This window comes from uncultured Propionibacterium sp., from assembly GCF_963539965.1.
Classification (GTDB): domain Bacteria; phylum Actinomycetota; class Actinomycetes; order Propionibacteriales; family Propionibacteriaceae; genus Propionibacterium.
On the sequence record NZ_CAUTOU010000037.1, the window covers coordinates 1 to 20,795 of the forward strand.

Here is a 20,795-nt window from a genome sequence, read left to right on the forward strand (position 1 = left end):
CCGGCGTCGGCGAGCATGTCCTTGTTGTAGAAGACCGCCTCGGTGTCCCAGTCCTTCGGGCAGCCGTACTGGTGGCCGTCCTCGCCCCTCCACAGGTCGATGAGGCCCTCCTGGAAGGCCGACTCGTCGACGTCCGACCAGGCCTCCTGCTCGTCCAGGGGGACCAGCACGTCCAGGTCGACGAACTGGGCGAACTTCGAGATGTGGTCGATGAAGGCGTCCGGGCCGGTGCCGGCGATGAAGGCGGCCGTGAGCTTGGTCCAGTAGTCGTCCCAGCCCGTTTGGGTGACGTTCACCGTGATGCCGGTCTTCTCCTCGAAGCGCTCGGCGCAGGCCTGGTAGGCGGGCTGCTGGTTCGCGTCCCACATCCAGTACTCGACGGCGCCCGCCGAGTCCCCGCCGCCGGAGGAGCAGGAGCTCAGGGGCAGGGCCGCGGCGCCCGCCGCCAGTGTGGTGAGCGCGGTGCGGCGTGTGATCCGGGCCCGGGGCGGCCCGTACGGGAGGTGCATGTTCATCGTGGGTGCCTCACTTGATTCCGGTGAACCCGATGGAGTTGACGATGCGCTTGGCGGTGGCCGTGAAGAGCAGGAGCATCGGCAGGGCGGCCACCAGGGTGGCCGCCATGAGGCCGGACCAGTCGGTGCCGCTGGAGGGCGCCTGGGACTTGAAGACGGCCACGGCCACGGTGAGCACCCGCGAGGAGTCCGTGTAGGAGACCAGCAGGGGCCAGAAGTAGTCGTTCCAGGCCGTGATGTAGGTGAGGATCGCCAGCGTCGTGATCGGGGCCCTGGCCATCGGCAGGATGAGCTGGAAGAACACGCGGGCCTTCGAGGCGCCGTCCAGGAAGGCGGCCTCCTCCAGTTCGCGCGGGATGTTCATGAAGAACTGCCGCAGGAAGAACACGGCGAAGGGCGTCATGAACATGGTCGGCAGGGCCATGCCCAGGAGGCTGTCGATCAGGTGGAGCTGCCTGATCAGCACGAAGTTCGGCAGCAGCGTGAAGATCGACGGGACCATGAGGGCCGCGAGGAAGACGCCGAAGACGAAGTCGCGGCCCCTCCAGCGCAGCCGGGCGAAGGAGTAGGCGGCCATCGAGGAGAAGAAGACCTGCCCCGCCGTCACGAGCGTCGCGACGATGATGGAGTTGCGCAGGTACACCCAGAAGTTCATCGAAGCGCCGGAGCCGCCATCGGCGACCGCCTCCTCGGTCGGCTGCATGCCGAAGACGCGCTCGAAGCCGCGCAGGTTGACGTCGACCGGCAGGATCGACGTCGGGTCCCCGGCCAGGCCCGTGTTCGAGGACAGGGCGGTGCGCAGCACCCAGTAGAAGGGCAGGACCGTGACGATCATGATGAGGATCATCACCGCCCAGGCGAGGATGCGCCCGACAGAGGGCCTCCTCCTGCCCCCCACGGCCGCAGTGGGCTCGATGGCGGTGGAAGCGGAAGCGGTGCTCATGCCGTGCCCTCCTCAGCCCAGATCCGTCTCGCCGGCGCGCGTCAGCCTGTACTGCAGCACGGTGATGGCGGCCAGCACGATGAGCAGCCCGACGGCCATCGCCGAGGCGTAGCCGAACTGGAAGCGGCCGAAGGCCATGTCGTAGATGTAGTACTGCAGGACGCGGGTGGCGTTGACCGGCCCGCCCCGGGTGGTCACGGAGACCGTGTCGAAGACCTGGAACGAGCCGATCATCGTCATGATGAGGACGAGGGCGAGGATCGGGCGCAGCAGCGGCACCGTGATCCGCCAGAACATCGTCCACTCGCCGGCGCCGTCCACCCTGCCGGCCTCGTAGACCGTGTTCGGGATGGACTGCAGCCCGGCGAAGATGAGCAGGGCGGTGTAGCCCATGTGGCGCCACGCGTTGATGAGGGCGATGGTCGGGATCGCGAGCGCGGAGGAGAAGAAATTGACCCTCTCGCCGGTGATGGCCTCGATGATCTGGTTGGAGACGCCGAGGGTGTTGTCGAGGATCCACAGCCAGAGCATGGCGACGACGACGTTCGAGACGAGATAGGGCGTCAGCACGACCGAGCGGACGAGGGTCGACCGGGTGAGGCGCTGCATGAGCACCGCGATGAGCAGGGCGAGGATCGTCTGGACGCCGATATTGATGACGACGTACTCCAGGGTGACCCTGACCGCGTTCCAGAAGACGGAGTCCCCGAGCATGCGCCGGTAGTTCGCGACACCGGTGAACTGCTCGGGGGTGAGCAGGTTGTACTCGGTGAAGGACAGCCAGACGCCGCGGATGAGCGGCCACAGGTAGAAGGCGATGAGCCCGATACCGGCGGGGACGATGAAGGCGATTCCGAGTACGCGGTCGTCCTTCGCCCTCCTGCCGGGTACGGGCACCGCCCCGGTGAGTGCGCTCATGAGAATTCTCCGTTCGCCATTGGGGGAGTGCAGGGGATGGACCGGTGCGCGTCAGTCGACGGCCGCGGCGTGCACCAGCAGCAGATGGTCCGGATGGATGCAGGGCAGGGCCAGGCCCGTGGCCGACAGGTAGGAGCCGGGCAGGACGACGCCCCCGGGGCGGGTCCAGGCCGCCTCGTAGCGCAGGCCGTCGTAGGCGGGGGCCGCGAGCCCCACCCGGTAGGTGCGCGCCGGGTCGAGCCCCGGCAGGGGGCGGGGGGCGGTAGGCCAGGCGAGCGGCTGGCCGAGGACCGCGATCTCGTAGAGGGCCTCGGAGCCGTCGGGGGAGACGGCGCCCTGGACGCGCAGGCGGTCCTCGTCGTCGAGGTCGGCGTGGACGACCGTTCCGGAGTGCAGCAGGGGGCGCAGCCGCTTGTGCAGGGCGATGTGGGAGGCCAGGACGCGCTTGTCCTCCTCCGTGGCGGACAACAGGTCCAGCTCCAGACCCATGTGGCCCCACAGGGCGGTGCCGGCGCGGAAGGAGGCGTCCAGCTCGCGCAGGGTCGTGTGGTCGCGGTGGCTGCCCACGTGGGTGCCGACGAGCTCGGGGGGCAGCAGCAGCATCGTGCCGCGGTTGATGTCGTGGCGGTCGTGCGCGTCGTTGCAGTCGCTGGTCCACACCCGCTGGACCCGCTCCATGACGCCCAGGTCGATGCGCCCGCCCCCGCCCGCGCAGGATTCGATCTCCAGTTCCGGGAAGCGCTCGTGGAGGGCGTCCAGGAGGCGGTAGTAGGCGAGGGTCTGCTCGTGGACGGCGGGGGCGCCGGCGCGGGCGCCGGGCCCGGTCGCCTGGTGGCCGGCGGCGAGCAGGGGCGAGTTGTGGTCCCACTTGATGCAGGCGATGCCGAGGCGTTCGACGAGCCCGCTCATCGTCTCGTAGAGGTACTCCCAGGCGTCGGGGACGGTGAGGTCGAGGACCCTCTGGTTGCGGTGCTCGGGAGCGCCGCCCGCTCCGTCGGAGAGGATCCAGTCCGGGCGGGCGCGGGCGAGATCGGAGTCGGGGCTGACCATCTCGGGTTCGAACCACAGGCCGAACTCCATGCCGAGGCCGCGCACGTGCTCGGCCAGGGGCTCCAGGCCCCGCGGCCAGGCCTCGGGGGAGACCTGCCAGTCGCCCAGGCCGGAGCGGTCGTCGCGACGGGAGCCGAACCAGCCGTCGTCGACGACGTAGCGCTCGACCCCGATGGCGGCGGCCTCGTCGGCCAGGGCCGTGAGGGTCTCCAGGTCGTGGCCGAAGTAGACGGCCTCCCAGATGTTCAGCAGGACCGGGCGGGGGCGCTGCGGGTGCGCCGGCAGGGAGCGCAGCCAGGCGTGCGCGCGGGCGGACAGGGCGTCCAGGCCCTCGCCCCAGGAGAAGACGGCCCAGGGGCAGGTGTACGACCCGCCCGGCCCCAGGACGACCTCGCCGGGCTGGAGGAGCTCGCCGGCGCCGAGGAGCCGCTGGCCCTGGAAGGTGTTGAGGGCGACCGAGCGGGTGCTGCCGGACCAGGCCGGGTGCACCCCGTGGACGGTTCCCGTCCGCCAGCCGAAGCCCTGCCGGCCGGCGGCCAGCCAGGTGGCCGCGTCGTGACCCGGGCGGCCCTCCCAGGACTCGCGCAGCCGGGTGCCGGCCGTGAAGGGCGTGCGCACGATGCTGCGCTCCCGGCCGTGGTGCCCGCTCATGTCGAGCAGTTCGGTCGCGTCCGCGGGGACGGGCAGGACCGGGGTGACCTCGTCGACGACGAGGGCCGGGCCCGCACGACCCCCGGTACCGGCCGGGTCCCGTTCGTCGGTGACGGTGACGTTCACGCGGACGAGCCCGCTGGGCTCGAGGCGGATCCGCGTGGCGACGCCGATGGCGTGGGCGCGGTCGGAACCGGTGGAGCGCACGACGTGGGCCCCGTCCTCGCAGGTGACCAGGTGGGCGACCTGGGCCACGTGGGCGGAGAAGGCCGAGCCGTCCTGGCGGTGCAGGAGCAGGGAGGGGCGTCCGGACCAGCCCAGGTGCGGCAGGGGCAGGATGGGCAGGTCGGGCGTCACCCACGTGCTGTTGTCGCCGGTGGAGGCGGCCTGGGCGGTGGCGACGTCGGCGAGTGCGGCGCCGTCGAGCGGGCCCAGGTCGGTGCCCCAGTGGCGGACCACCGGGAAGCGATCCGGGGGCAGGTCCAGGACCAGCGAGGTGCCGGCATGACGCAGGTGCAAGGTCATGACAACAGTGTCCTTGTGTGTGGCGGGCCGTCGTGCGAGCGGCCGTGCGCTGCGGCGAAAGGGGGCGCGAGTCGCGACCGTGACACCGTCGCCCGGCCACGGACACCTCGCGGCAACGCGGCTACAGCATACTGGCCGGATCGGCCCCGGTGTAAAGGTGCGCAGAAGAAGATCAGGTCCTGGTGAGGGGGCCGCGGGGGATCGGTCCGCCCCGGTTCTCGCGGCCGCGTCCGCCAGGGCTCAGCCCATCAGCTCGGCCGTCTCGTCGTGGACCGCCCCGCAACTTCGCCGTCATCGCGGTCAGCGCCTCGTGGTCGGACTGGTCGGCGGCCGCCATCTGCTCCTGCAGCGCCTGGCCGGTCCGCGCCAGCCTGTCCATGCGCCGCTCCATGGCCCGTGATTCCTTCTGCATGGCGCGCAGCCGGGCGCCCGTGGGGCCGTCGGTGGCGCCTGCGGCCCCGGCCCGGCTGCGCCCTCTGCGCCCGGTCCCGGCCGCCGACGAGGGTCACCGAGTCGAAGGCGACCCCGGTGGGGTACTCCAGGTGGAGGCCCTCGGCCCCCAGCAGGTGCGCGCCCATCAGAGGCACCGCCTTAGGCGGCGGGCCGACGAGCCGCGATGGGGCTCACCCGCGCATCGCGCGGCGCGAGATCTTCATGTTGCCGCTGGTCGGGATCGGGCCCTTGGGCAGTGGCACTCGCGAGTGCACGCGGTCCAGCCCCTTCAGGCGGTATGCGATCTCCTCGACCTGCTCCTGGTTGAGGGTCCTGGGGAGCTTCTTGATGTAGCCGGTGAGATCCTCGAGCCTCACCTGGCCGGTCTTGTCGCCGATCATGATGGTCTGGACGTCGACGCCGTAGAGCACCTGCTTGTAGCGCTTGGCCTCGGAGCCCAGCAGGTTGTGCGCGCCCCTCCCGTCGCCGATGAGGATGAGGCCGCCGGGGCCCACGGCGCGGTGCACGCAGTTCATCTGGCTGTCGACCGTCACGGCGGCGGCGTAGTGCCACTTCTTCTTGTCGAGCATGCTCAGCGCCATCTCGCCGCCGCCGGGCTGCCCGACGGCCCGGGCGAAGGCGGCTCTCCTGACGATGCGCTGCAGCACGTACAGGCCCAGCGTGAGGCCGCCGAAGAAGCCGATGAGGATCCACATCACCGGCCAGCCGAGCCACAGGCCCAGGACGACGCCCAGGGCGGTGCAGCCGAGCACGCAGGCCAGCAGGATCCACGGGGTGGACGACCGGTGACCGGCCGCCAGCTTGTAGGTTTCGCGCAGCTGGCGGACGGTGCCCCAGTCGGCCGGGTTGTCGGAGTTCTTCTTGGCCGCCTTGAGGGCCTTGGCCTCGGCCTTCTGCCTCCTGGCCAGTTCCCTGGCCCGCTCGCTCGCCATGTCCGCCTCCTCACCGTTGCCCGGTGGTGCCGCACGCCGCACCGCCTGCGCTGCGGCCCAACCGGTCGTACTGAGTCATTCTAGTCCGGCTGCTCCAGCGCACGACGGCCCCGGGCTCATCAGCCCGGACGCGGCGGCGGGTCCCGTCCGTCCGCGCGAACCGTTCCCGACGGGCCCTACTGGGTCTGGCCGAACTCGCCGCCGAAGCCGCCCTCCTCGAGACGGGCCTTGAGGGCCGACAGGAAGCGGCTGGCATCGGCCCCGTCAACGAGCCGGTGGTCGTAGGTCATCGACAGGTACATCATCGGACGGATGGCGATGGCGTCATTGCCGTACGCATCGACGACGACGATGGGGCGCTTCACCATGGCGCCAGTGCCCAGGATGGCCACATTCGGCTGGTTGATGATCGGGGTGTCGAACAAGGTGCCGGTGGAGCCGTAGTTCGTGATCGTGAAGGTGGCGCCGCTCAGCTCGTCGGGGCCGATCTTGTTGTTGCGGGCGCGCGCCGCCAGGTCGCCGATCCTCTTGGCGATGCCGCCCACGTTCAGGTCGCCGGCACCCTTGATGACCGGGACCATGAGGCCTCTGGGGGTGTCGACGGCGATGCCGACGTCCTCGCTGTCGTGATAGGTGATCGTACCGGCCTCCTGGTCGATACTGGCGTTCACCTCCGGGAAGTCGCGCAGGGCCTCGGTGGCGGCCTTCGTGATGAAGGCGAGATAGGTCAGGCCGATGCCCTCGCGCCTGCGGAACTCGTCCTTGGCCGCGGCTCGCACCCGGGCGACGGCCGACAGGTCGACCTCGACGGCGGCGGTGAGCTGGGCCGAGACCTGCAGCGAATCGCGCATGCGGGCGGCGACGATCTTGCGCAGCTTGGTCATCTTCTCGGTGGTACCGCGCTTGGTGGCGTCGGCCGAGGGGGCCGCCTTCTTCTCCGCCGCCGGGGCCGCGGGGGTCGGTGTCGCGGCGGCCCTCCTCCTGGCCTCGATGACGGCCTCGACGTCCTGCTTGCGGATACGTCCGCCGACGCCGGTGCCCTTGATGTCGGCCAGGTCGATGCCGTTGCCGGCGGCGAGTTTGCGCACCAGCGGGGTGACGTAGCCGTCGAAGTCGGGCAGGGTGGCGCGCGGGGCGGGTGCGCTGGCGGGCGGGGCCGCTGGTGCTGCTGGGGCCGGTGTCGCGGCTGGTGCTGTCGGGGTCGTCGGGGCTTCGGAGGGTTCGCCGATGACGGCCAGGACGGTGCCGACCTGGGCGACCTCGTCTTCTGCGAAGCGGATCTCCAGGAGGGTGCCGGAGGCGGGGGAGGGGACTTCGGTGTCGACCTTGTCGGTGCTGACCTCGAGCAGGGCCTCGTCCGCGTCGACGTGCTCGCCCACCTCCTTGAGCCAGCGGGAGATCGTGGCCTCGTTAACGCTTTCGCCCAGAGTGGGGAGGGTGACTTCAGTCGACATGGTTCTACCGGACTCCTTCGCCAGAGGTCTTGGTGAGAACGCCCGCCGGAGTCGCCCCGGCTGCGTCTGTGCGGCCAGCCTAACCCCAACGGGCGCCGCTTGTCGGGCCCCGGGAGGCTTCTGGCCGACCCCGGCCGGCCATGCCTTGAGCGAACATGACGACAGGTCGTCCCGTCGGTGCGGATCCGGTTCCGTCGGGCCCGGCCCGGGACCCGACGACCCCCTGCCCGGTTTCTCCGCCGCGCAGTGCGGCATGGCCGGCGGGCGGGCTCATTTCTCCCCGGCGAGACTCATCGGTCCGTAAACCAGGTCGTCGTCCTCGTACAGGCTGACGGAGGACACGCCGTAATCGGCCAGCTCCTCGAAGCTCTCGCCCAGCCAGGACTCGGCGTCCTCGCGGGTGTCGAACTCGCGCCCCAGGCCGAGACCGTGGCGCTCGTCGACGCTGAGTTCGGCCTCGGGCTCGAGCTCCTCCTCCCAGCGGAAACTCATCAGTACTTCTCCCCTCGTTCGACGGCGCAGCCCGGATTGCGGAAACGGCGCAGGGTGATCATCCGGGAGATCATGTCGGAGACCAGGCGCTTGCCCCTCGGATCGAACCCGCGGATGCGGTTGTAGGCCTCCTTCTTGTAGGAACGCCAGCGGATGAAGACGTTCAGGGCGCATACGAGGAAGTAGACCCAGATGCCGGCGCTGGAGACCAGCGAGAGCCACGGCAGCCACTGGGTGGCCAGCATGGCGGCGATGAGGATCAGCACGACCGGCCAGGCGAACTCGCAGGCGGACCAGTGCGAGTCGACGTTGTTGCGCAGCAGCACCCGCTCGGGCCTGGCGTTGGCGGTGCGGAAGGCCTCCTCTCGGCGGCGGTAGTCGCTCTCGCGATTGCGCGCCTTCTGCTCCTTCTTCGTCAGTACCGGGTGCAGGCGCTGCATGCGTGCGGCCTCGGCCTGCCTGCGGCTGGGGGTGGGTGCGTTCTTCTTGCGCGGGACCCGACTCCGCCCGGGCGTCCCGGTCCCGGCGGCGTCCACGGCCTCGTCCTCTTCGCCGGCCGTCCTGACCGTCCTCTTGGAGCGCAGCAATGCCACGGGTGCCCTTTCGTCGTGGTTGTCTGGGGACCGATTCTAGGCTGGCCGACGGGGCCCCTCTCAAGAGGACCCCTCGGGGGAGTCCCGGCCAGCCGGGGCCGCAGCCGTGGGAACTCGTCCCCTGCCTGGGTCTCGGCCCACTCTGGTGGCAAGATGATGCCCATCCGAACTGTTCAGGCAATTAGGCTTGAGGCGATCGGCCCACCGCGCGCCCGCGCGCAGGACAATGCACCGGAAGGATCGACGCACCGATGGCAGGAATCTTCGAACGGCTCTCCCTGATCTTCAGGTCGAAGGCCAACAAGGCCCTCGACAAGCACGAGGACCCTCGCGAGACCCTCGACTACTCCTATCAGCGCCAGCTGGAGCTGCTGCAGAAGGTGCGTCGCGGCGTCGCCGACGTGGCCACCAGCCGCAAACGCGTCGAGATCCAGGGCAACCAGCTCGGCCAGGAGATGGACAAGCTCACCGTCGCGGCCCAGCGCGCGCTGTCCCAGGGCCGCGAGGACCTTGCCCGGGAGGCCCTCACCCGCAAGTCCGGGTTGCAGGCCCAGCTCGACGACCTCCAGACCCAGCACGCGGCACTGGCCGAGGAGGAGGAGAAGCTCATCCGCGCCAGCACCCAGCTGCAGGCCCGCGTGGACGCCTTCCGCACCAAGAAGGAGACCATCAAGGCGCAGTACTCGGCCGCCGAGGCCCAGACCCGCGTCAACGAAGCCTTCACCGGCCTGAGCGACCAGCTCGGCGACGTCGGCCAGGCCATAGCCCGCGCCGAGGACAAGACCGCCCAGCTCCAGGCTCGTGCCGGTGCCGTCGACGAGCTGCTCGCATCGGGCGCCCTCGACGATCCCACCGGTGCCTTCAAGGACGACATCACCCGCGAACTCGATGCCATGGCCTCCTCCGCCTCGGTCGAGAACGAGCTCGCCGCCATGAAGACCCAGCTCGGCATCGACGCCGGTCCCACCACCGCCCCCGCCCAGCAGCTGGAGCAGGGCAACCATCAGCAGACCGGGCCCGGCCAGGCCTGAGGTCCCATCGGCGGCCCGCGTACGGGACTTCCGGCTGCGGGCCCTCGCATCCGGAACGCACGAGGCGGGCTCATGAGGGTTCTCGTGGCGGCAGGCGCCATGGCGGGTTTCGACGCCTGGCGCGCCGGGGCCGGGATCGGCCGTGCCTGGCGCGAGGCCGGCGCCGAGGTCGCGCTCGTACCGCTGGCCGAGATGGGGCCGTCCTGGCGGCATGCCAGGGAGAACCTCGCCGGCCCGGACGACGCGCTGTTCATCCCGCTCGACGGCCATGACCACGACAGCGGTCCGATGCTGCTGTCCTTCCTGAGCGGGAGCGGGCCGAGCACGCTCGCCGGCGCGGCCGGGCCGGCCCGTGGGGCGCGGCGGCTGAACACCGACGGGGCCCGCGCCCGCCTGGCCGGGCGACCGCTCGTCGGTCTGTGCCGGTCCGGCGAGCAGGACGCCGTGCTGACCGGCATGTACGGGCTGGCCGGCAGGCGTCAGGACCTTCCCCTGCCCCGGCGCCTGGCACTCGACAGGATGCTCGCCAGCTGGGCGGAACTGCTGGCCTCCGGCAGCTCGGATCCGGTCGCCCCGGCCGGCGGCGAGGCCCTGGCCGCCATGCCCGGCTCGGGCGCCGGCGGTGGGGCGGGAGCCGTCGTCCTGGCCCTCGGCGGGCGGGTGCTCGCCGGCCCTGAGGCCCTCGGCGAGGTCGCCGGCATCGACCGGACGATGGCTGCCGCCGATCTGGTCGTCACCAGCTGCGAGGACTTCGACGTGGACGCCTGGGGCGGCCCGGTCGTCGACTACGTCGTCAGGAGGGCCGCCGCGGCGGGCAGGCCCGTCGTGGTGATCACCAGGATGAACCGCACCAGCCTGGTCGGCCAGCGCAGGAGCGGCATCGAGGCGGTCCACGCCGTCGGCGACGGCGACATCACCGACGGGTGCCTGGCATTTGCGAGAAGCTGGTTCTGGTAGACACTGGAGAAGGTGGGCCCGGGGCAATATCCCGACCACTGTCCGGCTTGGCCAGCCGGTCGGAGAGGCGAGAAGGGGACCGATATGACCGAAACCGTGACCGGGAAGATCACCGGCGTGACGCTCACCGACGCCGCAGCCGAGAAGGCCGCCGGCCTGCTGCGCGCCGAGGGCCGCGACGATCTCGCGCTGCGCATCGAGGTGCAGCCCGGTGGCTGCGCCGGCCTGCGCTATCGCCTGGCCTTCGACGACGAGCAACTCGAGGGCGATCTCGTTGATCACTACGACGGCGTCGACCTGGTCGTCGATCGCATGAGCGCCCCCTACCTGGGCGGTGCCGTGATCGACTACGCCGACACCATCGAGAGGCAGGGATTCACGATCGACAATCCGAACGCGACCAGCACCTGCGCCTGCGGCGACTCCTTCCACTGAGCGGACGCGCTCGAGACTGCGGGGCCTGCGGGCGGCCGGACGAGCCGGTCCGCAGGCCCCTCGCCGGGTCCGGGACCCGCTCGCAGCCGGGGCCCGCCAGGAGGTCAGCCCCAGCTGACCGGGATCGGGCGGCCCTCCTCGTAACCGGAGGGCGACTGCACACCGACAACGGCCTTCTCCTGGAACTCGGCCAGCGACCGCGCGCCCGCATAGGTGCACGAGGAACGGACGCCCGAGGTGATCCAGTCGAGCAGGTCCTCGACGCCCGGGCGGGCCGGGTCGAGGTACATGCGCGAGCTCGAGATGCCCTCCTCGAACAGCGAGGCGCGGGCGCGCTCGTAGGCGCTGCGGGCACGCGTGCGGCTGCGCACCGCACGGGCCGAGGCCATGCCGAAGCTCTCCTTGTACTGGCGGCCGTCGGCGTCGGTCAGCACCTCGCCGGTGGACTCGTTCGTGCCGGCGAACCAGGATCCGACCATCACCGAGCCGGCGCCCGCGGCGAGGGCGAGGGCCACGTCGCGCGGATGGCGCACGCCGCCGTCGGCCCAGATCGCGCCGCCGGCCTCGGCCGCCGCCTGGGCGCACTCGATGACGGCCGAGAACTGCGGGCGGCCCACTCCGGTCTGCATGCGAGTGGTGCACATGGCGCCCGGGCCCACCCCGACCTTGACGACATCGGCGCCGGCGTCGATGAGGTCCGCAGTGCCCTGGGCGGTGACGACATTGCCGGCCACGATCGGCACGCGCACTCCGGTGGTGTCCGCGTAGGCGTCACGGACCGGGCGGACAAGGGCCAGGGCGTCCATCATGCGCTCCTGGTGCCCGTGCGCGGTGTCCATGACCAGCACGTCGGCGTGGGCGTCGAGCAGGGCCCTGGCCCGGCCCTCGGCGTCACCGCTGATGCCGAGGGCCACGCCGATCCGCAGCCGGCCCCTCTCATCCAGCGCGGGCGCGTAGATGCCGCAGCGCACGGCCCCGCGCTGGCTCATGACGCCGACCAGGGCGCCGTCGGCATCCACGCCGATGGCCAGGCGGTGGCGGGTCGAGGCCAGGGCGTCGAAGACCTCCTGCGGCTCGGTGGCGGCGCCGACGAGGGTCAGATCGGTCGTCATGACGTCGCGGACCTGTACGAAGCGGTCCACGCCGACGCCGTCGGCCGGCGCGAACAGGCCGATCGGGCGGCGGGCCTCGTCGACGACGACGGCCGTGCCGTGGGCGCGCTTCGGGATGAGGGCGAGGGCCTCGCCGACGGTCGTCGTCGGGGCGAGCACCACGGGGGTCTCGAACGTGACGGGGGAGGACTTGACCCGGCCGATCGCCTTGACGACGAACTCGACGGGGATGTCCTGGGGCAGGACCGCGATGCCGCCTCTGCGCGCCACCGTCTCGGCCATGCGGCGGCCGCTGACGGCCGTCATGTTGGCGACGGTGAGCGGCAGCGACAGGCCGAGGCCGTCACGGCTGGTCAGGTCCACGTCGTGGCGCGAACGCACGCTGGAGCGGTTCGGCGCCATGAAGACGTCGCTGTACGTCAGATCGTAGGCCGGCTGCTGGTTGAGGAAACGCACGCGGAGATTGTAGGCACGACCGCTCCTCCGCAGGGCCCTGCGCGGGCCGGGCCGGGCGTCTCGGAGGGCCGCCGTGCCGCCCGCCGGCGCCCGCCGGGGACTACGATGTGCCGGGTAACTTCCGTGCACCAGCCGAGGACGGTCCCATGAGCGACGATGCCAGCTCCGACTCCGCAGACCTGAGGGTCATCATCTACTCCGACGACCGCACCGTGCGCGAGCAGGTGCGCCTCGCCCTCGGACGCACCGTCGCGTCCGACCTTCCCGGACTCGAGACCAGCGAGTTCGCCACTCAGCCGGCCCTGTGGGCGGCCCTCGACGAACAGGACTACGACGTCGCGGTCCTCGACGGCGAGGCCGTTCCGGCCGGCGGCATGGGCGTCGCCCACCAGATGAAGGACGAGTTCGCGCATCCGCCGCTCGTCGTCCTGCTGGTGGCACGCGAGGCGGACTCCTGGCTGGCCGCATGGTCGGACGCCGAGGCGATCTCGCCCTACCCGGTCGATCCCATCCGTCTGCCCCGGACGGTGGCCGACGTCGTGCGCAAGGCGCGCGCCGATGCGCGGATGCCCATGACCCCCGAGGTCTTCGGCGCCCCGGGCCGGTCGAGCCGCCACGGACTCGACGACGATCACGACGTCCCCAAGGAGATGGCGGTTCGATGACGCAGCTGACATGGCCCGACCTCATCACCGGGCTCATCAACGGTCGCGACCTGGATGATGAGACCGGCGCGTGGGCCATGGACCAGCTGCTCTCCGGTCGGACCAGTCCCGAGCAGATGAGCGGCTTCCTGGTCGCCCTGCGCTCCAAGGGGGAGACGAGCTCCGAACTGTCCGTCCTCGCCGAGGGCATGCTCGCCAAGGCCCTGCCGCTCGAGCTGCCCCGGGAGGCCGTCGACGTCGTCGGCACCGGCGGCGACCGCGCCAACACGGTGAACGTCTCGACGATGGCCGCCATCGTGACCGCCGCCAGCGGGCGCCCCGTCATCAAGCACGGCAACCGCGCCGCCAGCTCGATGTGCGGAACCGCCGAATGCCTGGGGGCCCTCGGCGTTGTCGTCGATCTCTCCCCGACCGCCGAGGCCGCCGTGTTCGCCGAGGCCGGCATCGTCTTCCTGTTCGCCCAGCGCTATCACGCGTCGATGCGTTTCCTCGGCCCCACCCGCAGGGCCCTGGGAGTGCAGACAGTCTTCAACTTCCTCGGCCCGCTGGCCAACCCGGCCCGCCCGCACGCCCAGGCGGTCGGCGTCGCCGACGAGAGGACCGCCCCGCTCATGGCCGGTGTGCTCGCCGATCGGTGCGACCGCGGCTTCGTGTTCCACGGCGCCGACGGCCTCGACGAGATCACGACGACCGGCCCCTCGGACGTGTGGGTCCTCGGCGGAGGCCGCTGCGAGCGCGCCGTCCTCGACCCCGCCGAACTCGGGCTGGCCCCGGCCACCCGTGAGGATCTCGTCGGCGGCGGCCCCGAGCACAACGCCGGGGTCGTCCGCGACGTCATGGCGGGCGGGGCCGGCCCGGTGCGCGACATCGTCGAGCTCAACGCCGCTGCGGCGATGCTCGCCTTCGACGGCCCCGGCTTCGACGAGCCCATCGCCGATCAGGTGCTCCCCCGCCTCGAGCAGGCGCGCGAGGTCATCGACGACGGCCGCGCCGCTGCGCTGCTCGCCAAGTGGGCCGCTTCCACCAGGACGCACGCGGACGACTGACCCGTCGCGGACGGCGCCCCGGGCCGGGGGCGCACTTCGAGGCTCGCGCCGGCCCTCCGGCTGCACGCCGGGATGTGGTCCCGTACCCGGCCGGGTCTTCGATGGTCCATCATGGAAAGCATGACTGATAACCCGACCAGCATGCCCTCGGCCAACGAGTTCGACGACGCGACGCGCATCTTCGCCCCCGGCTCGGGCGCCCCGTCCACGGGTTCCCCCTCGCCCCAGAGCGCGCCGTCGGCATCGTCCCAGAGCTCGGCGCCCACGTGGCGCAGCACCACCTCGGCCTCGTCGAGCGCCTCGGCCCCCGAGCCCGCCCCCGGCTGGCGCGGCGCTCCGGCGGCCTCCGCCGGCGCCCCGTGGGCCGGTCAGCAGGCCCAGCCCTGGCCCGCTCAGTCGTGGGGCGCATCCCAGGCCCAGCCCTCCGCCCAGCGGCCCTGGAACGGTCAGGACTGGGACCAGCAGCAGGCCCGGGCGGGCCAGGGCGGCTATCCTCCGCAGGCCCCCTATGCCGCCGCCCCGCAGCCCGCAGCGCCCGGCCACAGGGACGGCCTGCGGGCCCTGTTCGATCTCAGCTTCACCGACATGGTCACGCCCCTGATCGTCAAGGTCCTCTACGTCCTGTCGATGGTCGTGGGCTTCCTGTGGTGGCTCTTCGCCGTGCTGGTCGGCGCCGGCGTGGCCTCCCTCGGCTCCGGCTACTACTCCCGCAGCGGCGGCTCGGGCGTCATGCTCGTGCTGGGGATCCTCTTCGGCTGGATCCCTGGCGCGGCAGGTGTCCTGGCCACCCGGATGATCTGCGAGTTCGTCCTGGCGGGGCTGAAGACCCGGAGGGCCGCCGAGGACATCCTCAAGCGTCTCGACGAATCGGAGTGAGCCCCGCACCGGGGTGCTCCGGAGCGGGGGCTCAGCGCGCGAGCGGCCAGGCCAGGCAGGCATAGGCGCCGGCCCACAGGGCCGGTCCGTAGGCGAACGGCTCGTGGCGCGCTCGTCCGAGCCCATGGGCGATCCCGGCCAGTGCGCCGATGACGGCGGTGGCCATGACGGCGACGACCACCCCGATCGCACCCGTGCGGGCTGCGGCCGTCGCCCCGGTCAGGGCACCCAGCCCGAGTGCCAGGCGCACATCGGCGAAACCCAGGCCGGCTCCGGCGCGCCAGACCATCCAGAAGAATCCGCCCACGGCGCAGGCCCCGGCCAGCGCGCCGATGACGTACAGCGGGCTGCGGGCCAGGGCGGCACACAGGGGCAGCGCCGCGCCCAGCTCGCCGAGCACCAGCCTCGTGAGGCCGCGCGGTATCCACGTCGAGACGGCGTCAACGCCGACGAGGACGACCGCCCCCGAGCCCCAGACCAGCCAGGCGGGGGCGAGGGGCCCGGTGCAGGCCGTCGCGGCCGAGGACCCCAGGGCCCCCAGCAGGCAGACGAGCCGCACCCGTCCGCTGACGGCGAGCAGCGCGTACGGAGTCTTCCCCTCGGCACCCGGCACCATCGGGTCGGGCTCGGGCTGACGCGCCAGAAGGCGCAGGTGGACGGCGACGAGCAGCAGTGAGGCGGCGAGGCACAGCGCCCAGCCGATGAGCCAGGAGGACGCGGCCAGGGGTGGGTCGGCCATGGCACGAGCCTAGGCAGCCGGGACGCCGGGGCAGAATCCCCCGGTGCGAATGTGGACAACTCCGCCGGTTCAGCGCCCGCCGCGGGCCAGCACACCGGCCACGTCGGGCCCGAAGAAGCCCGGCCCCTTGAGGACCTTGCCGTCCTCGCGGTAGACGGGTCTCCCGTCGGCGCCCAGCTTCGACATGTTCGAGCGCTGCACCTCGGCCAGTACGGCCGGCAGATCGATACCGGTCTCCAGGGCCATGCCGTAGACGACGTAGACCAGGTCGGCCAGCGCGTCGGCCGCCCCGACCAGGTCGCGTTCGTCCTTGTCGGCGGCGAGGGCCCTCGTGAAGGCCTCCTCGAGGATTCCGCGGGAGGAGGGGCCGTAGACCGCGCCGACGAGCTCGGCGAACTCCTCGGCGATGAGACTCATGCGCATGTGCAGGTGCTCGCGGTTCAGGCTCGGGCCGTCGGTGACGATCGGCAGACCGTAGATGCGGTGGAAGCGCGCCACGAGACCCTCGGGGCAGTCACCCTCGCGGGTGCCGATGGCGTCGGTCGGCGTCGCCTCGCGCTCGAAGGCCGGGGCGCCCGGCCGCGGCAGCGGGCCATCCCAGGGGGTCCGCGGGCTGCGGGGGTCGTCCGGCAGCAGATCCGCCAGCCACATGTCGTGCCGCCGCCCGGCGTTGACGGCGGCACTGCGCAGAAGGCCCTGCTTGCGGAACCCCAGCTTCCAGGCGATCCGCCAGCTCGCCCAGTTGGGCACGCCGTCGTGGACCTCGGCCCGCCACAGCAGGCGCTCGGCGCCGATTTCGCCGTCGGGGTCGAAAGCCGCATCGACGAGGGCCCGCACCGCGCGAGTCGTCAGGCCCCTGCCGCGCACGGCCTCGCTCGTCCAGTAGCCGAGTTCCCAGGTGCCCAGCGGGCGGGCGTGCAGGCTCGCCATGCCCAACGGCTCACCGCCGACGGCCGGGCGCAGGGCCCACATCGGGTGCGCGCCGGTTCCCCAGCCGGCCCTGGTCGACTCGGTCACCAGGCGCTGCGCGTCGGCCCGCGTGAAATCGGACGGGATCGTCGTCCAGGCCGGGATGCTCGGTTCGGCGCAGATGCGCGCGAAAGCGTCGGCGTCGGCCTCCGTCGGGGCCGACAGGACCAGATCGCCGGCGGTGATGAGGAAGGGCTCCATGCCAGGAGCCTACTGCCGCAGCACCGGGTGCCGGGCACCGCGCATGAGGCCCACCCGGCGGGCCCCGCGATCGGGCCGGGACCCGCCGGAATCAGCGCGGCCGCTCCGGCCCCGCGCCGCTGCCGGCCGGTGTCGGGGCCGGCCTCCGGGGGGCCGGGCCCCTCAGCGGGAGGCCCTGGTGAAGCCCGCGGCCTCGGCGGCCTCGCTGGAGACGAACCACACGTCGGCATTGGTGCGGCTGTAACCGGCGCCGTCCGGGGTGTGGAACTTCATGGAGCGCTCGTTGCCCTTGATGGTGTAGCCCTCGGGCGGGTTCGCACCGGCGTAGGAGCCCTCGCCGTAGTCCCTGCCGGCGGTCTCCTCGACGGGCTCGGCAGGGGCCTCGGCGGCCTCCTCGACGGCGGTCTCGGGCTCAGCGGCGGCGGGCTCGCTGAAATCGGTGGTCACATCGTCGTCGCCGAAGGCGCCACTGGGCTCGTGAGGGGTCCAGCCGTCATCCTTGGGCAGGAGGATCTGGCGGACGGCGATGAAGATGGCGCCGATCACGGCGAGGACGCCGAAGCAGGTCAGCAGCCGGTGGTGCTTCTTCTTGACGGGCTCGGCGGCCTCGGGCAGGTGCTTCATGACCGAGCCGGGCAGCTCGTCGGTCTTCTCAAGCGTCTCGGACAGGTTCTCGGTGAGGTTCCCGAGCCCCTCCAGGACTGCGTCGCGCGTCTGGTCGTACACCGGGCCGACCCTCTCGGCGGCGGTGGCGATGGTTTCGCGGGCGTTCTCGCCGGCGGTCATCACGGACTTCTTGAGAGTCTTCTTCGACATTGGATTCTCCGATGCTCGGTGGTTGCTCGTGATCGAGCCTGCTCGTGGTCGAGCTGAGGCCAGGCTACAAGCGAACCCTCTGCCGGACGAGGACCGGTGGACGTGCTCAGGGTTAACCGCGACCGGGGTGCGAACCGGCCGTGGCCCCGCGGGGTCCGGCCGGCGGGGACTTTGGGCCGTCTGGGAGGATGGGGGCGTCCTCGCACCTACGGCTGAAAGGGGAGGCCCGTGACGCAGGCCGTCCTGCACACCAATCACGGCGACATCACGCTCGACCTGTTCGACGACTTCGCGCCCAAGACGGTGGCGAACTTCGTGGAGCTGGCCAATGGCACGCGCGAGTACCTCGACATGAACACGGGCCGGACCAGGACCGGCCCGTTCTACGACGGCACGATCTTCCACCGCGTCATCGAGGGTTTCATGATCCAGGGCGGTGACCCGACGGGTACCGGCCGCGGCGGCCCCGGCTACCGCTTCGCCGACGAGTTCCACCCCGACCTGACCTTCTCCAGGCCGTACCTGCTGGCCATGGCGAACGCCGGCCCGGGCACCAACGGCTCGCAGTTCTTTGTCACGGTCGTCCCCACACCGCACCTGAACATGCGCCACACGATCTTCGGCGAGGTCGCCGACGAGGCCTCCAAGAAGGTCGTCGACGAGATCGCCGCGGTGCCGACCGGCCAGATGGACCGTCCCGTCGACGACGTCGTGATCGACGGCGTCGAGATCATCTGATCGCTCCGGCGGTCTGCGACGCGGGGTCCTCCCCGGCGCGGCCCGCCGGGGCCGGGCCGACGGAGGGGGCGCGATGAGCAGGAGAGCCGTCCGCCGCTGGGCGCTGCCCGGGCTGGCCCTGGCACTCGCCCTGTCATCGGTCGCCTGCTCCCCGTCCGGTCCGTCCAGTGCCGAGGACGCCCTCGCGATGCTCGACTCGTCCATCGCGGACGGCGATCGCGATCGGTTCGACGAGGCCCTCGACCGGTCGATCCCGCAGTCCACCCGGGACATGTGGTGGTCCAACCTCGCCCAACTGGACGGCGTGGACTTCGAGGCCGCCGCCGACGGCTGGCAGGTGAGCTGGGCGCTACCCGGCGAGCGGGCCGCCGCCACCGACGCGGTGAGCATCACCACCGGGTGCGCCGGCGGCCTCTGCCGCATCACCCGGATCGAGCCCGCGGCCTCCCGGCCGGCCCCCGCCTGGCTCGTCGAGGCGGTGGACGTCCTCACCGCGGGCGGGGCGGTGCTGCTCGTCGGCCGGGGCGCCCCCGATCTGTCGGCCGCCGCCGCTACGGCGGCAGCGGCCGTCAACGATTCGGGCATGCCCCTGCTGGATGCGGACTCCGATGAGCCGCTCGCCGTCGAGGTACCGGCCACGGGCAGCGCCTACGCCCTGGTCGCCGGCAGGCCGACCGCCGAGACGCAGGGCCTGGGGGCCTTCACCCGGTACGGGAGGGGAGCGGCCCGCGTCGTCGTCAACCCCGACCGGGCCGGGCAGTGGAGCACCGCGCAGGCCGCCGTGCTGCTGACCCACGAGTCCGTGCACTGGCGCCTGGCCGGCCTCGGGGCGCCGGTCGGCGGGAACAAGTGGGTCAGCGAGGGTCTGGCCGAGTGGCTCGGCCTGCCCCGGGACGCCGACGAACTCGCCTCCAGCAGGGCGCGGGCCGTCCGGGCCTGCCGGGGCTCCGGCGGCGCATCGGCCCTGCCCGGCGACGAGGAGTTCTCCGCCATCGACGACGCCGACGCCCTGCGCGGGGTCTACGCGCGCAGCTGGGCGGCCGTCAGCCAGCTCGTCGACGAGAACGGCGCCGAGACGGCCGGGCAGCTCGTCGGACGGTTGTGGACCACGCCCGCCGACCGGGTGGGCGGAGCCGCTGGTGCGCTGGTGCGCTGGTGCGCCGCGAACGCCCCCTGAGCAGGGACCGGGGTCCCGGAGGACTCGCCCCGTCGGCGCCCGCGCCTTGCTGCCGGCCGCGGCCGTGCGCCCCGATTAGAGTGAAAGGCGTGTGGTACCGCTTCTTCAAGTACGCGTTGTTCCGCCCAGGCGTGAGGCTGCTCATGCACCCGCGGCTGGTGGACGAGCAGAACATCCCCGCCAGAGGCGCCGCCGTGCTCGCGAGCAATCACCTCGACGCCGGCGACACGTTCACCCTGCCGGCGATCATGGAGCGCCATCTCATCTGGCCCGCCAAGAAGGAGCTCTTCGAGGGCAAGGGCCTCAAGATGCGCGTCGTCGCCTGGTTCCTGCGCGCCGTCGGCATGGTGCCGCTCGACCGCTCCGGCGGCCGGGCCAGCGTCGACACCATGGGCCCGGTCGAGACCGAGCTGGCCGCCGGCAATCTCATCGGCATCTTCCCCGAGGGCACCCGCACGCCCGACGGCAACCTCTACCGCGGCCATACCGGTGCCGCCCGCCTGGCGCTGGAGGCCGGCGTACCCATCATCCCGGTCGGCATGGTCAACACCCGCCTGCGCAGGGGCCTCCTGGGCCTGCCCACCATGCGGGACGCCCGTATCGTCATCGGCGAGCCGCTCGACTACACGCCTTGGAGGGGCCAGGCCGACTCGGTGCGCGTACTGCGGTGGGTGACCGACGACGTCATGGCCCGCATCCAGGAGCTGTCCGGCCAGGAGTACGTGGACGTCTATGCGAGCCGCGTGAAGTACGGCAACCTCAGGGGCAGGGACCTGACCGGGTTCAAGCGCGCCAGGGCCAACGACGGCGCCGAGGTCCCACCCACCGACGCCGAGCTGGCCGCCGGGGCTCGGCCCACCGGATCCGGCGGTCACGATGAGTGAGACCGATGAGAGCGCCTACGACGATCCGCGGCTGCCGCTGCCGGACGAGCCCGATCAGCAGGGGCGGCCCGATGCCGGCGAGCGGCCGACCGGCGCTGCCGGTCGGACGGAGACCGCCGGACCCGCCGGGCAGACCCGCGGCGCCGCGGGCGAGCCGGACGGGCACG

21 protein-coding genes and 1 pseudogene are annotated in these 20,795 nt (G+C 72.0%); 9 read left to right on the forward strand and 13 right to left on the reverse strand.

The genetic code is table 11. The annotated features are described in order from the left end of the window. From R2N01_RS07375 to R2N01_RS07415, 9 genes and pseudogenes are all read right to left on the reverse strand, one after another. Window positions 1-515 (reverse strand): extracellular solute-binding protein (locus tag R2N01_RS07375; protein ID WP_316669972.1); only part of this gene is annotated, 515 nt, incomplete at its 3' end. A 10-nt stretch (window positions 516-525) separates the two neighbouring features. Then, window positions 526-1,458, reverse strand: a complete 933-nt coding sequence (locus R2N01_RS07380; RefSeq protein ID WP_316669974.1) for a carbohydrate ABC transporter permease — start codon at window positions 1,456-1,458, stop codon at window positions 526-528. A gap of 12 nt (window positions 1,459-1,470) precedes the next feature. Further along, complete coding sequence (locus R2N01_RS07385) at window positions 1,471-2,376, reverse strand: sugar ABC transporter permease (protein WP_316669975.1); 906 nt, start codon at window positions 2,374-2,376, stop codon at window positions 1,471-1,473. A 51-nt stretch (window positions 2,377-2,427) separates the two neighbouring features. Then, the gene (locus R2N01_RS07390) at window positions 2,428-4,602 is read right to left on the reverse strand and encodes an alpha-galactosidase (protein WP_316669976.1); all 2,175 of its coding nucleotides are present in this window, start codon (window positions 4,600-4,602) and stop codon (window positions 2,428-2,430) included. A gap of 172 nt (window positions 4,603-4,774) precedes the next feature. Next, window positions 4,775-5,014 (reverse strand): hypothetical protein, encoded by a 240-nt coding sequence (locus R2N01_RS07395; protein WP_316669978.1) that lies wholly within the window; start codon window positions 5,012-5,014, stop codon window positions 4,775-4,777. A 211-nt stretch (window positions 5,015-5,225) separates the two neighbouring features. After that, window positions 5,226-5,987 (reverse strand): DUF4191 domain-containing protein, encoded by a 762-nt coding sequence (locus R2N01_RS07400; RefSeq protein ID WP_316669979.1) that lies wholly within the window; start codon window positions 5,985-5,987, stop codon window positions 5,226-5,228. 176 nt (window positions 5,988-6,163) lie between these two features. After that, window positions 6,164-7,537 (reverse strand): annotated as a pseudogene (gene sucB / locus R2N01_RS07405) (2-oxoglutarate dehydrogenase, E2 component, dihydrolipoamide succinyltransferase); the annotation flags it as partial. A 174-nt stretch (window positions 7,538-7,711) separates the two neighbouring features. After that, entirely contained in the window at window positions 7,712-7,933 is a 222-nt protein-coding gene (locus R2N01_RS07410; protein ID WP_316669982.1) for a hypothetical protein, read from the reverse strand. After that, window positions 7,933-8,526, reverse strand: coding sequence for a DUF3043 domain-containing protein (locus tag R2N01_RS07415; RefSeq protein ID WP_316669984.1), 594 nt, complete (start codon window positions 8,524-8,526; stop codon window positions 7,933-7,935). The genes R2N01_RS07410 and R2N01_RS07415 overlap by 1 nt, the downstream gene beginning before the upstream one ends. A 251-nt stretch (window positions 8,527-8,777) precedes the next feature. Between R2N01_RS07415 and R2N01_RS07420 the strand changes: the two genes are divergently transcribed. From R2N01_RS07420 to R2N01_RS07430, 3 genes are all read left to right on the forward strand, one after another. Then, window positions 8,778-9,557, forward strand: coding sequence for a PspA/IM30 family protein (locus R2N01_RS07420; protein WP_316669985.1), 780 nt, complete (start codon window positions 8,778-8,780; stop codon window positions 9,555-9,557). 72 nt (window positions 9,558-9,629) lie between these two features. Next, window positions 9,630-10,514, forward strand: a complete 885-nt coding sequence (locus R2N01_RS07425) for a glycerate kinase (protein ID WP_316669986.1) — start codon at window positions 9,630-9,632, stop codon at window positions 10,512-10,514. 84 nt (window positions 10,515-10,598) lie between these two features. After that, a complete protein-coding gene (locus R2N01_RS07430; protein ID WP_316669988.1) occupies window positions 10,599-10,949 on the forward strand; it encodes an iron-sulfur cluster assembly accessory protein in 351 nt (116 codons plus the stop codon). A 104-nt stretch (window positions 10,950-11,053) separates the two neighbouring features. Here R2N01_RS07430 and R2N01_RS07435 read toward each other — a convergent pair whose 3' ends face one another. Further along, window positions 11,054-12,517, reverse strand: a complete 1,464-nt coding sequence (locus tag R2N01_RS07435; protein WP_316669990.1) for a GuaB1 family IMP dehydrogenase-related protein — start codon at window positions 12,515-12,517, stop codon at window positions 11,054-11,056. A gap of 146 nt (window positions 12,518-12,663) precedes the next feature. Here R2N01_RS07435 and R2N01_RS07440 point away from each other — a divergent pair, with 146 nt between their 5' ends. The 3 genes from R2N01_RS07440 (at window position 12,664) to R2N01_RS07450 (ending at window position 15,104) form a co-directional block, all read left to right on the forward strand. Beyond that, entirely contained in the window at window positions 12,664-13,182 is a 519-nt protein-coding gene (locus R2N01_RS07440) for a response regulator (RefSeq protein ID WP_316669991.1), read from the forward strand. Next, window positions 13,179-14,228, forward strand: a complete 1,050-nt coding sequence (trpD, locus tag R2N01_RS07445) for an anthranilate phosphoribosyltransferase (RefSeq protein WP_316669992.1) — start codon at window positions 13,179-13,181, stop codon at window positions 14,226-14,228. Before R2N01_RS07440 ends, trpD begins: the two co-directional genes overlap by 4 nt. A gap of 120 nt (window positions 14,229-14,348) precedes the next feature. Continuing rightward, window positions 14,349-15,104, forward strand: coding sequence for a DUF4282 domain-containing protein (locus R2N01_RS07450; protein ID WP_316669993.1), 756 nt, complete (start codon window positions 14,349-14,351; stop codon window positions 15,102-15,104). Window positions 15,105-15,135: 31 nt separating this feature from the next. On the opposite strand, the gene R2N01_RS07455 is transcribed toward R2N01_RS07450, so the two are convergent. The 3 genes from R2N01_RS07455 to R2N01_RS11480 all read right to left on the reverse strand — a co-directional run bounded on the left by R2N01_RS07455 (window position 15,136) and on the right by R2N01_RS11480 (window position 17,829). Next, entirely contained in the window at window positions 15,136-15,843 is a 708-nt protein-coding gene (locus R2N01_RS07455) for a hypothetical protein (protein ID WP_316669995.1), read from the reverse strand. A gap of 69 nt (window positions 15,844-15,912) precedes the next feature. Next, window positions 15,913-17,013, reverse strand: coding sequence for a bifunctional GNAT family N-acetyltransferase/nucleoside triphosphate pyrophosphohydrolase family protein (locus tag R2N01_RS07460; protein WP_316669997.1), 1,101 nt, complete (start codon window positions 17,011-17,013; stop codon window positions 15,913-15,915). 162 nt (window positions 17,014-17,175) lie between these two features. Further along, window positions 17,176-17,829, reverse strand: coding sequence for a hypothetical protein (locus R2N01_RS11480; RefSeq protein WP_399553257.1), 654 nt, complete (start codon window positions 17,827-17,829; stop codon window positions 17,176-17,178). A gap of 228 nt (window positions 17,830-18,057) precedes the next feature. Between R2N01_RS11480 and R2N01_RS07470 the strand changes: the two genes are divergently transcribed. From R2N01_RS07470 to R2N01_RS07480, 3 genes are all read left to right on the forward strand, one after another. Then, the gene (locus tag R2N01_RS07470) at window positions 18,058-18,567 is read left to right on the forward strand and encodes a peptidylprolyl isomerase (RefSeq protein ID WP_316669999.1); all 510 of its coding nucleotides are present in this window, start codon (window positions 18,058-18,060) and stop codon (window positions 18,565-18,567) included. A gap of 73 nt (window positions 18,568-18,640) precedes the next feature. Next, window positions 18,641-19,744, forward strand: coding sequence for a hypothetical protein (locus R2N01_RS07475; protein WP_316670000.1), 1,104 nt, complete (start codon window positions 18,641-18,643; stop codon window positions 19,742-19,744). Between the two features lie 89 nt (window positions 19,745-19,833). Next, window positions 19,834-20,628 (forward strand): lysophospholipid acyltransferase family protein, encoded by a 795-nt coding sequence (locus tag R2N01_RS07480; RefSeq protein WP_316670002.1) that lies wholly within the window; start codon window positions 19,834-19,836, stop codon window positions 20,626-20,628. The last annotated feature ends 167 nt before the right edge of the window (window positions 20,629-20,795 follow it).

What these genes read in the sequence shown, in the direction of transcription:
- R2N01_RS07385 (WP_316669975.1), bottom strand. Translation starts at nt 2,376, where the DNA reads ATGAGCGCACTCACCGGGGCGGTGCCCGTACCCGGCAGGAGGGCGAAG.
- R2N01_RS07390 (WP_316669976.1), bottom strand. Translation starts at nt 4,602, where the DNA reads ATGACCTTGCACCTGCGTCATGCCGGCACCTCGCTGGTCCTGGACCTG.
- R2N01_RS07475 (WP_316670000.1), top strand. Translation starts at nt 18,641, where the DNA reads ATGAGCAGGAGAGCCGTCCGCCGCTGGGCGCTGCCCGGGCTGGCCCTG.
- R2N01_RS07460 (WP_316669997.1), bottom strand. Translation starts at nt 17,013, where the DNA reads ATGGAGCCCTTCCTCATCACCGCCGGCGATCTGGTCCTGTCGGCCCCG.
- R2N01_RS07395 (WP_316669978.1), bottom strand. Translation starts at nt 5,014, where the DNA reads ATGCAGAAGGAATCACGGGCCATGGAGCGGCGCATGGACAGGCTGGCG.
- R2N01_RS07425 (WP_316669986.1), top strand. Translation starts at nt 9,630, where the DNA reads ATGAGGGTTCTCGTGGCGGCAGGCGCCATGGCGGGTTTCGACGCCTGG.
- R2N01_RS07410 (WP_316669982.1), bottom strand. Translation starts at nt 7,933, where the DNA reads ATGAGTTTCCGCTGGGAGGAGGAGCTCGAGCCCGAGGCCGAACTCAGC.
- R2N01_RS07380 (WP_316669974.1), bottom strand. Translation starts at nt 1,458, where the DNA reads ATGAGCACCGCTTCCGCTTCCACCGCCATCGAGCCCACTGCGGCCGTG.
- R2N01_RS11480 (WP_399553257.1), bottom strand. Translation starts at nt 17,829, where the DNA reads ATGTCGAAGAAGACTCTCAAGAAGTCCGTGATGACCGCCGGCGAGAAC.
- R2N01_RS07450 (WP_316669993.1), top strand. Translation starts at nt 14,349, where the DNA reads ATGACTGATAACCCGACCAGCATGCCCTCGGCCAACGAGTTCGACGAC.
- R2N01_RS07455 (WP_316669995.1), bottom strand. Translation starts at nt 15,843, where the DNA reads ATGGCCGACCCACCCCTGGCCGCGTCCTCCTGGCTCATCGGCTGGGCG.
- R2N01_RS07400 (WP_316669979.1), bottom strand. Translation starts at nt 5,987, where the DNA reads ATGGCGAGCGAGCGGGCCAGGGAACTGGCCAGGAGGCAGAAGGCCGAG.
- R2N01_RS07440 (WP_316669991.1), top strand. Translation starts at nt 12,664, where the DNA reads ATGAGCGACGATGCCAGCTCCGACTCCGCAGACCTGAGGGTCATCATC.
- R2N01_RS07430 (WP_316669988.1), top strand. Translation starts at nt 10,599, where the DNA reads ATGACCGAAACCGTGACCGGGAAGATCACCGGCGTGACGCTCACCGAC.
- R2N01_RS07420 (WP_316669985.1), top strand. Translation starts at nt 8,778, where the DNA reads ATGGCAGGAATCTTCGAACGGCTCTCCCTGATCTTCAGGTCGAAGGCC.
- trpD (WP_316669992.1), top strand. Translation starts at nt 13,179, where the DNA reads ATGACGCAGCTGACATGGCCCGACCTCATCACCGGGCTCATCAACGGT.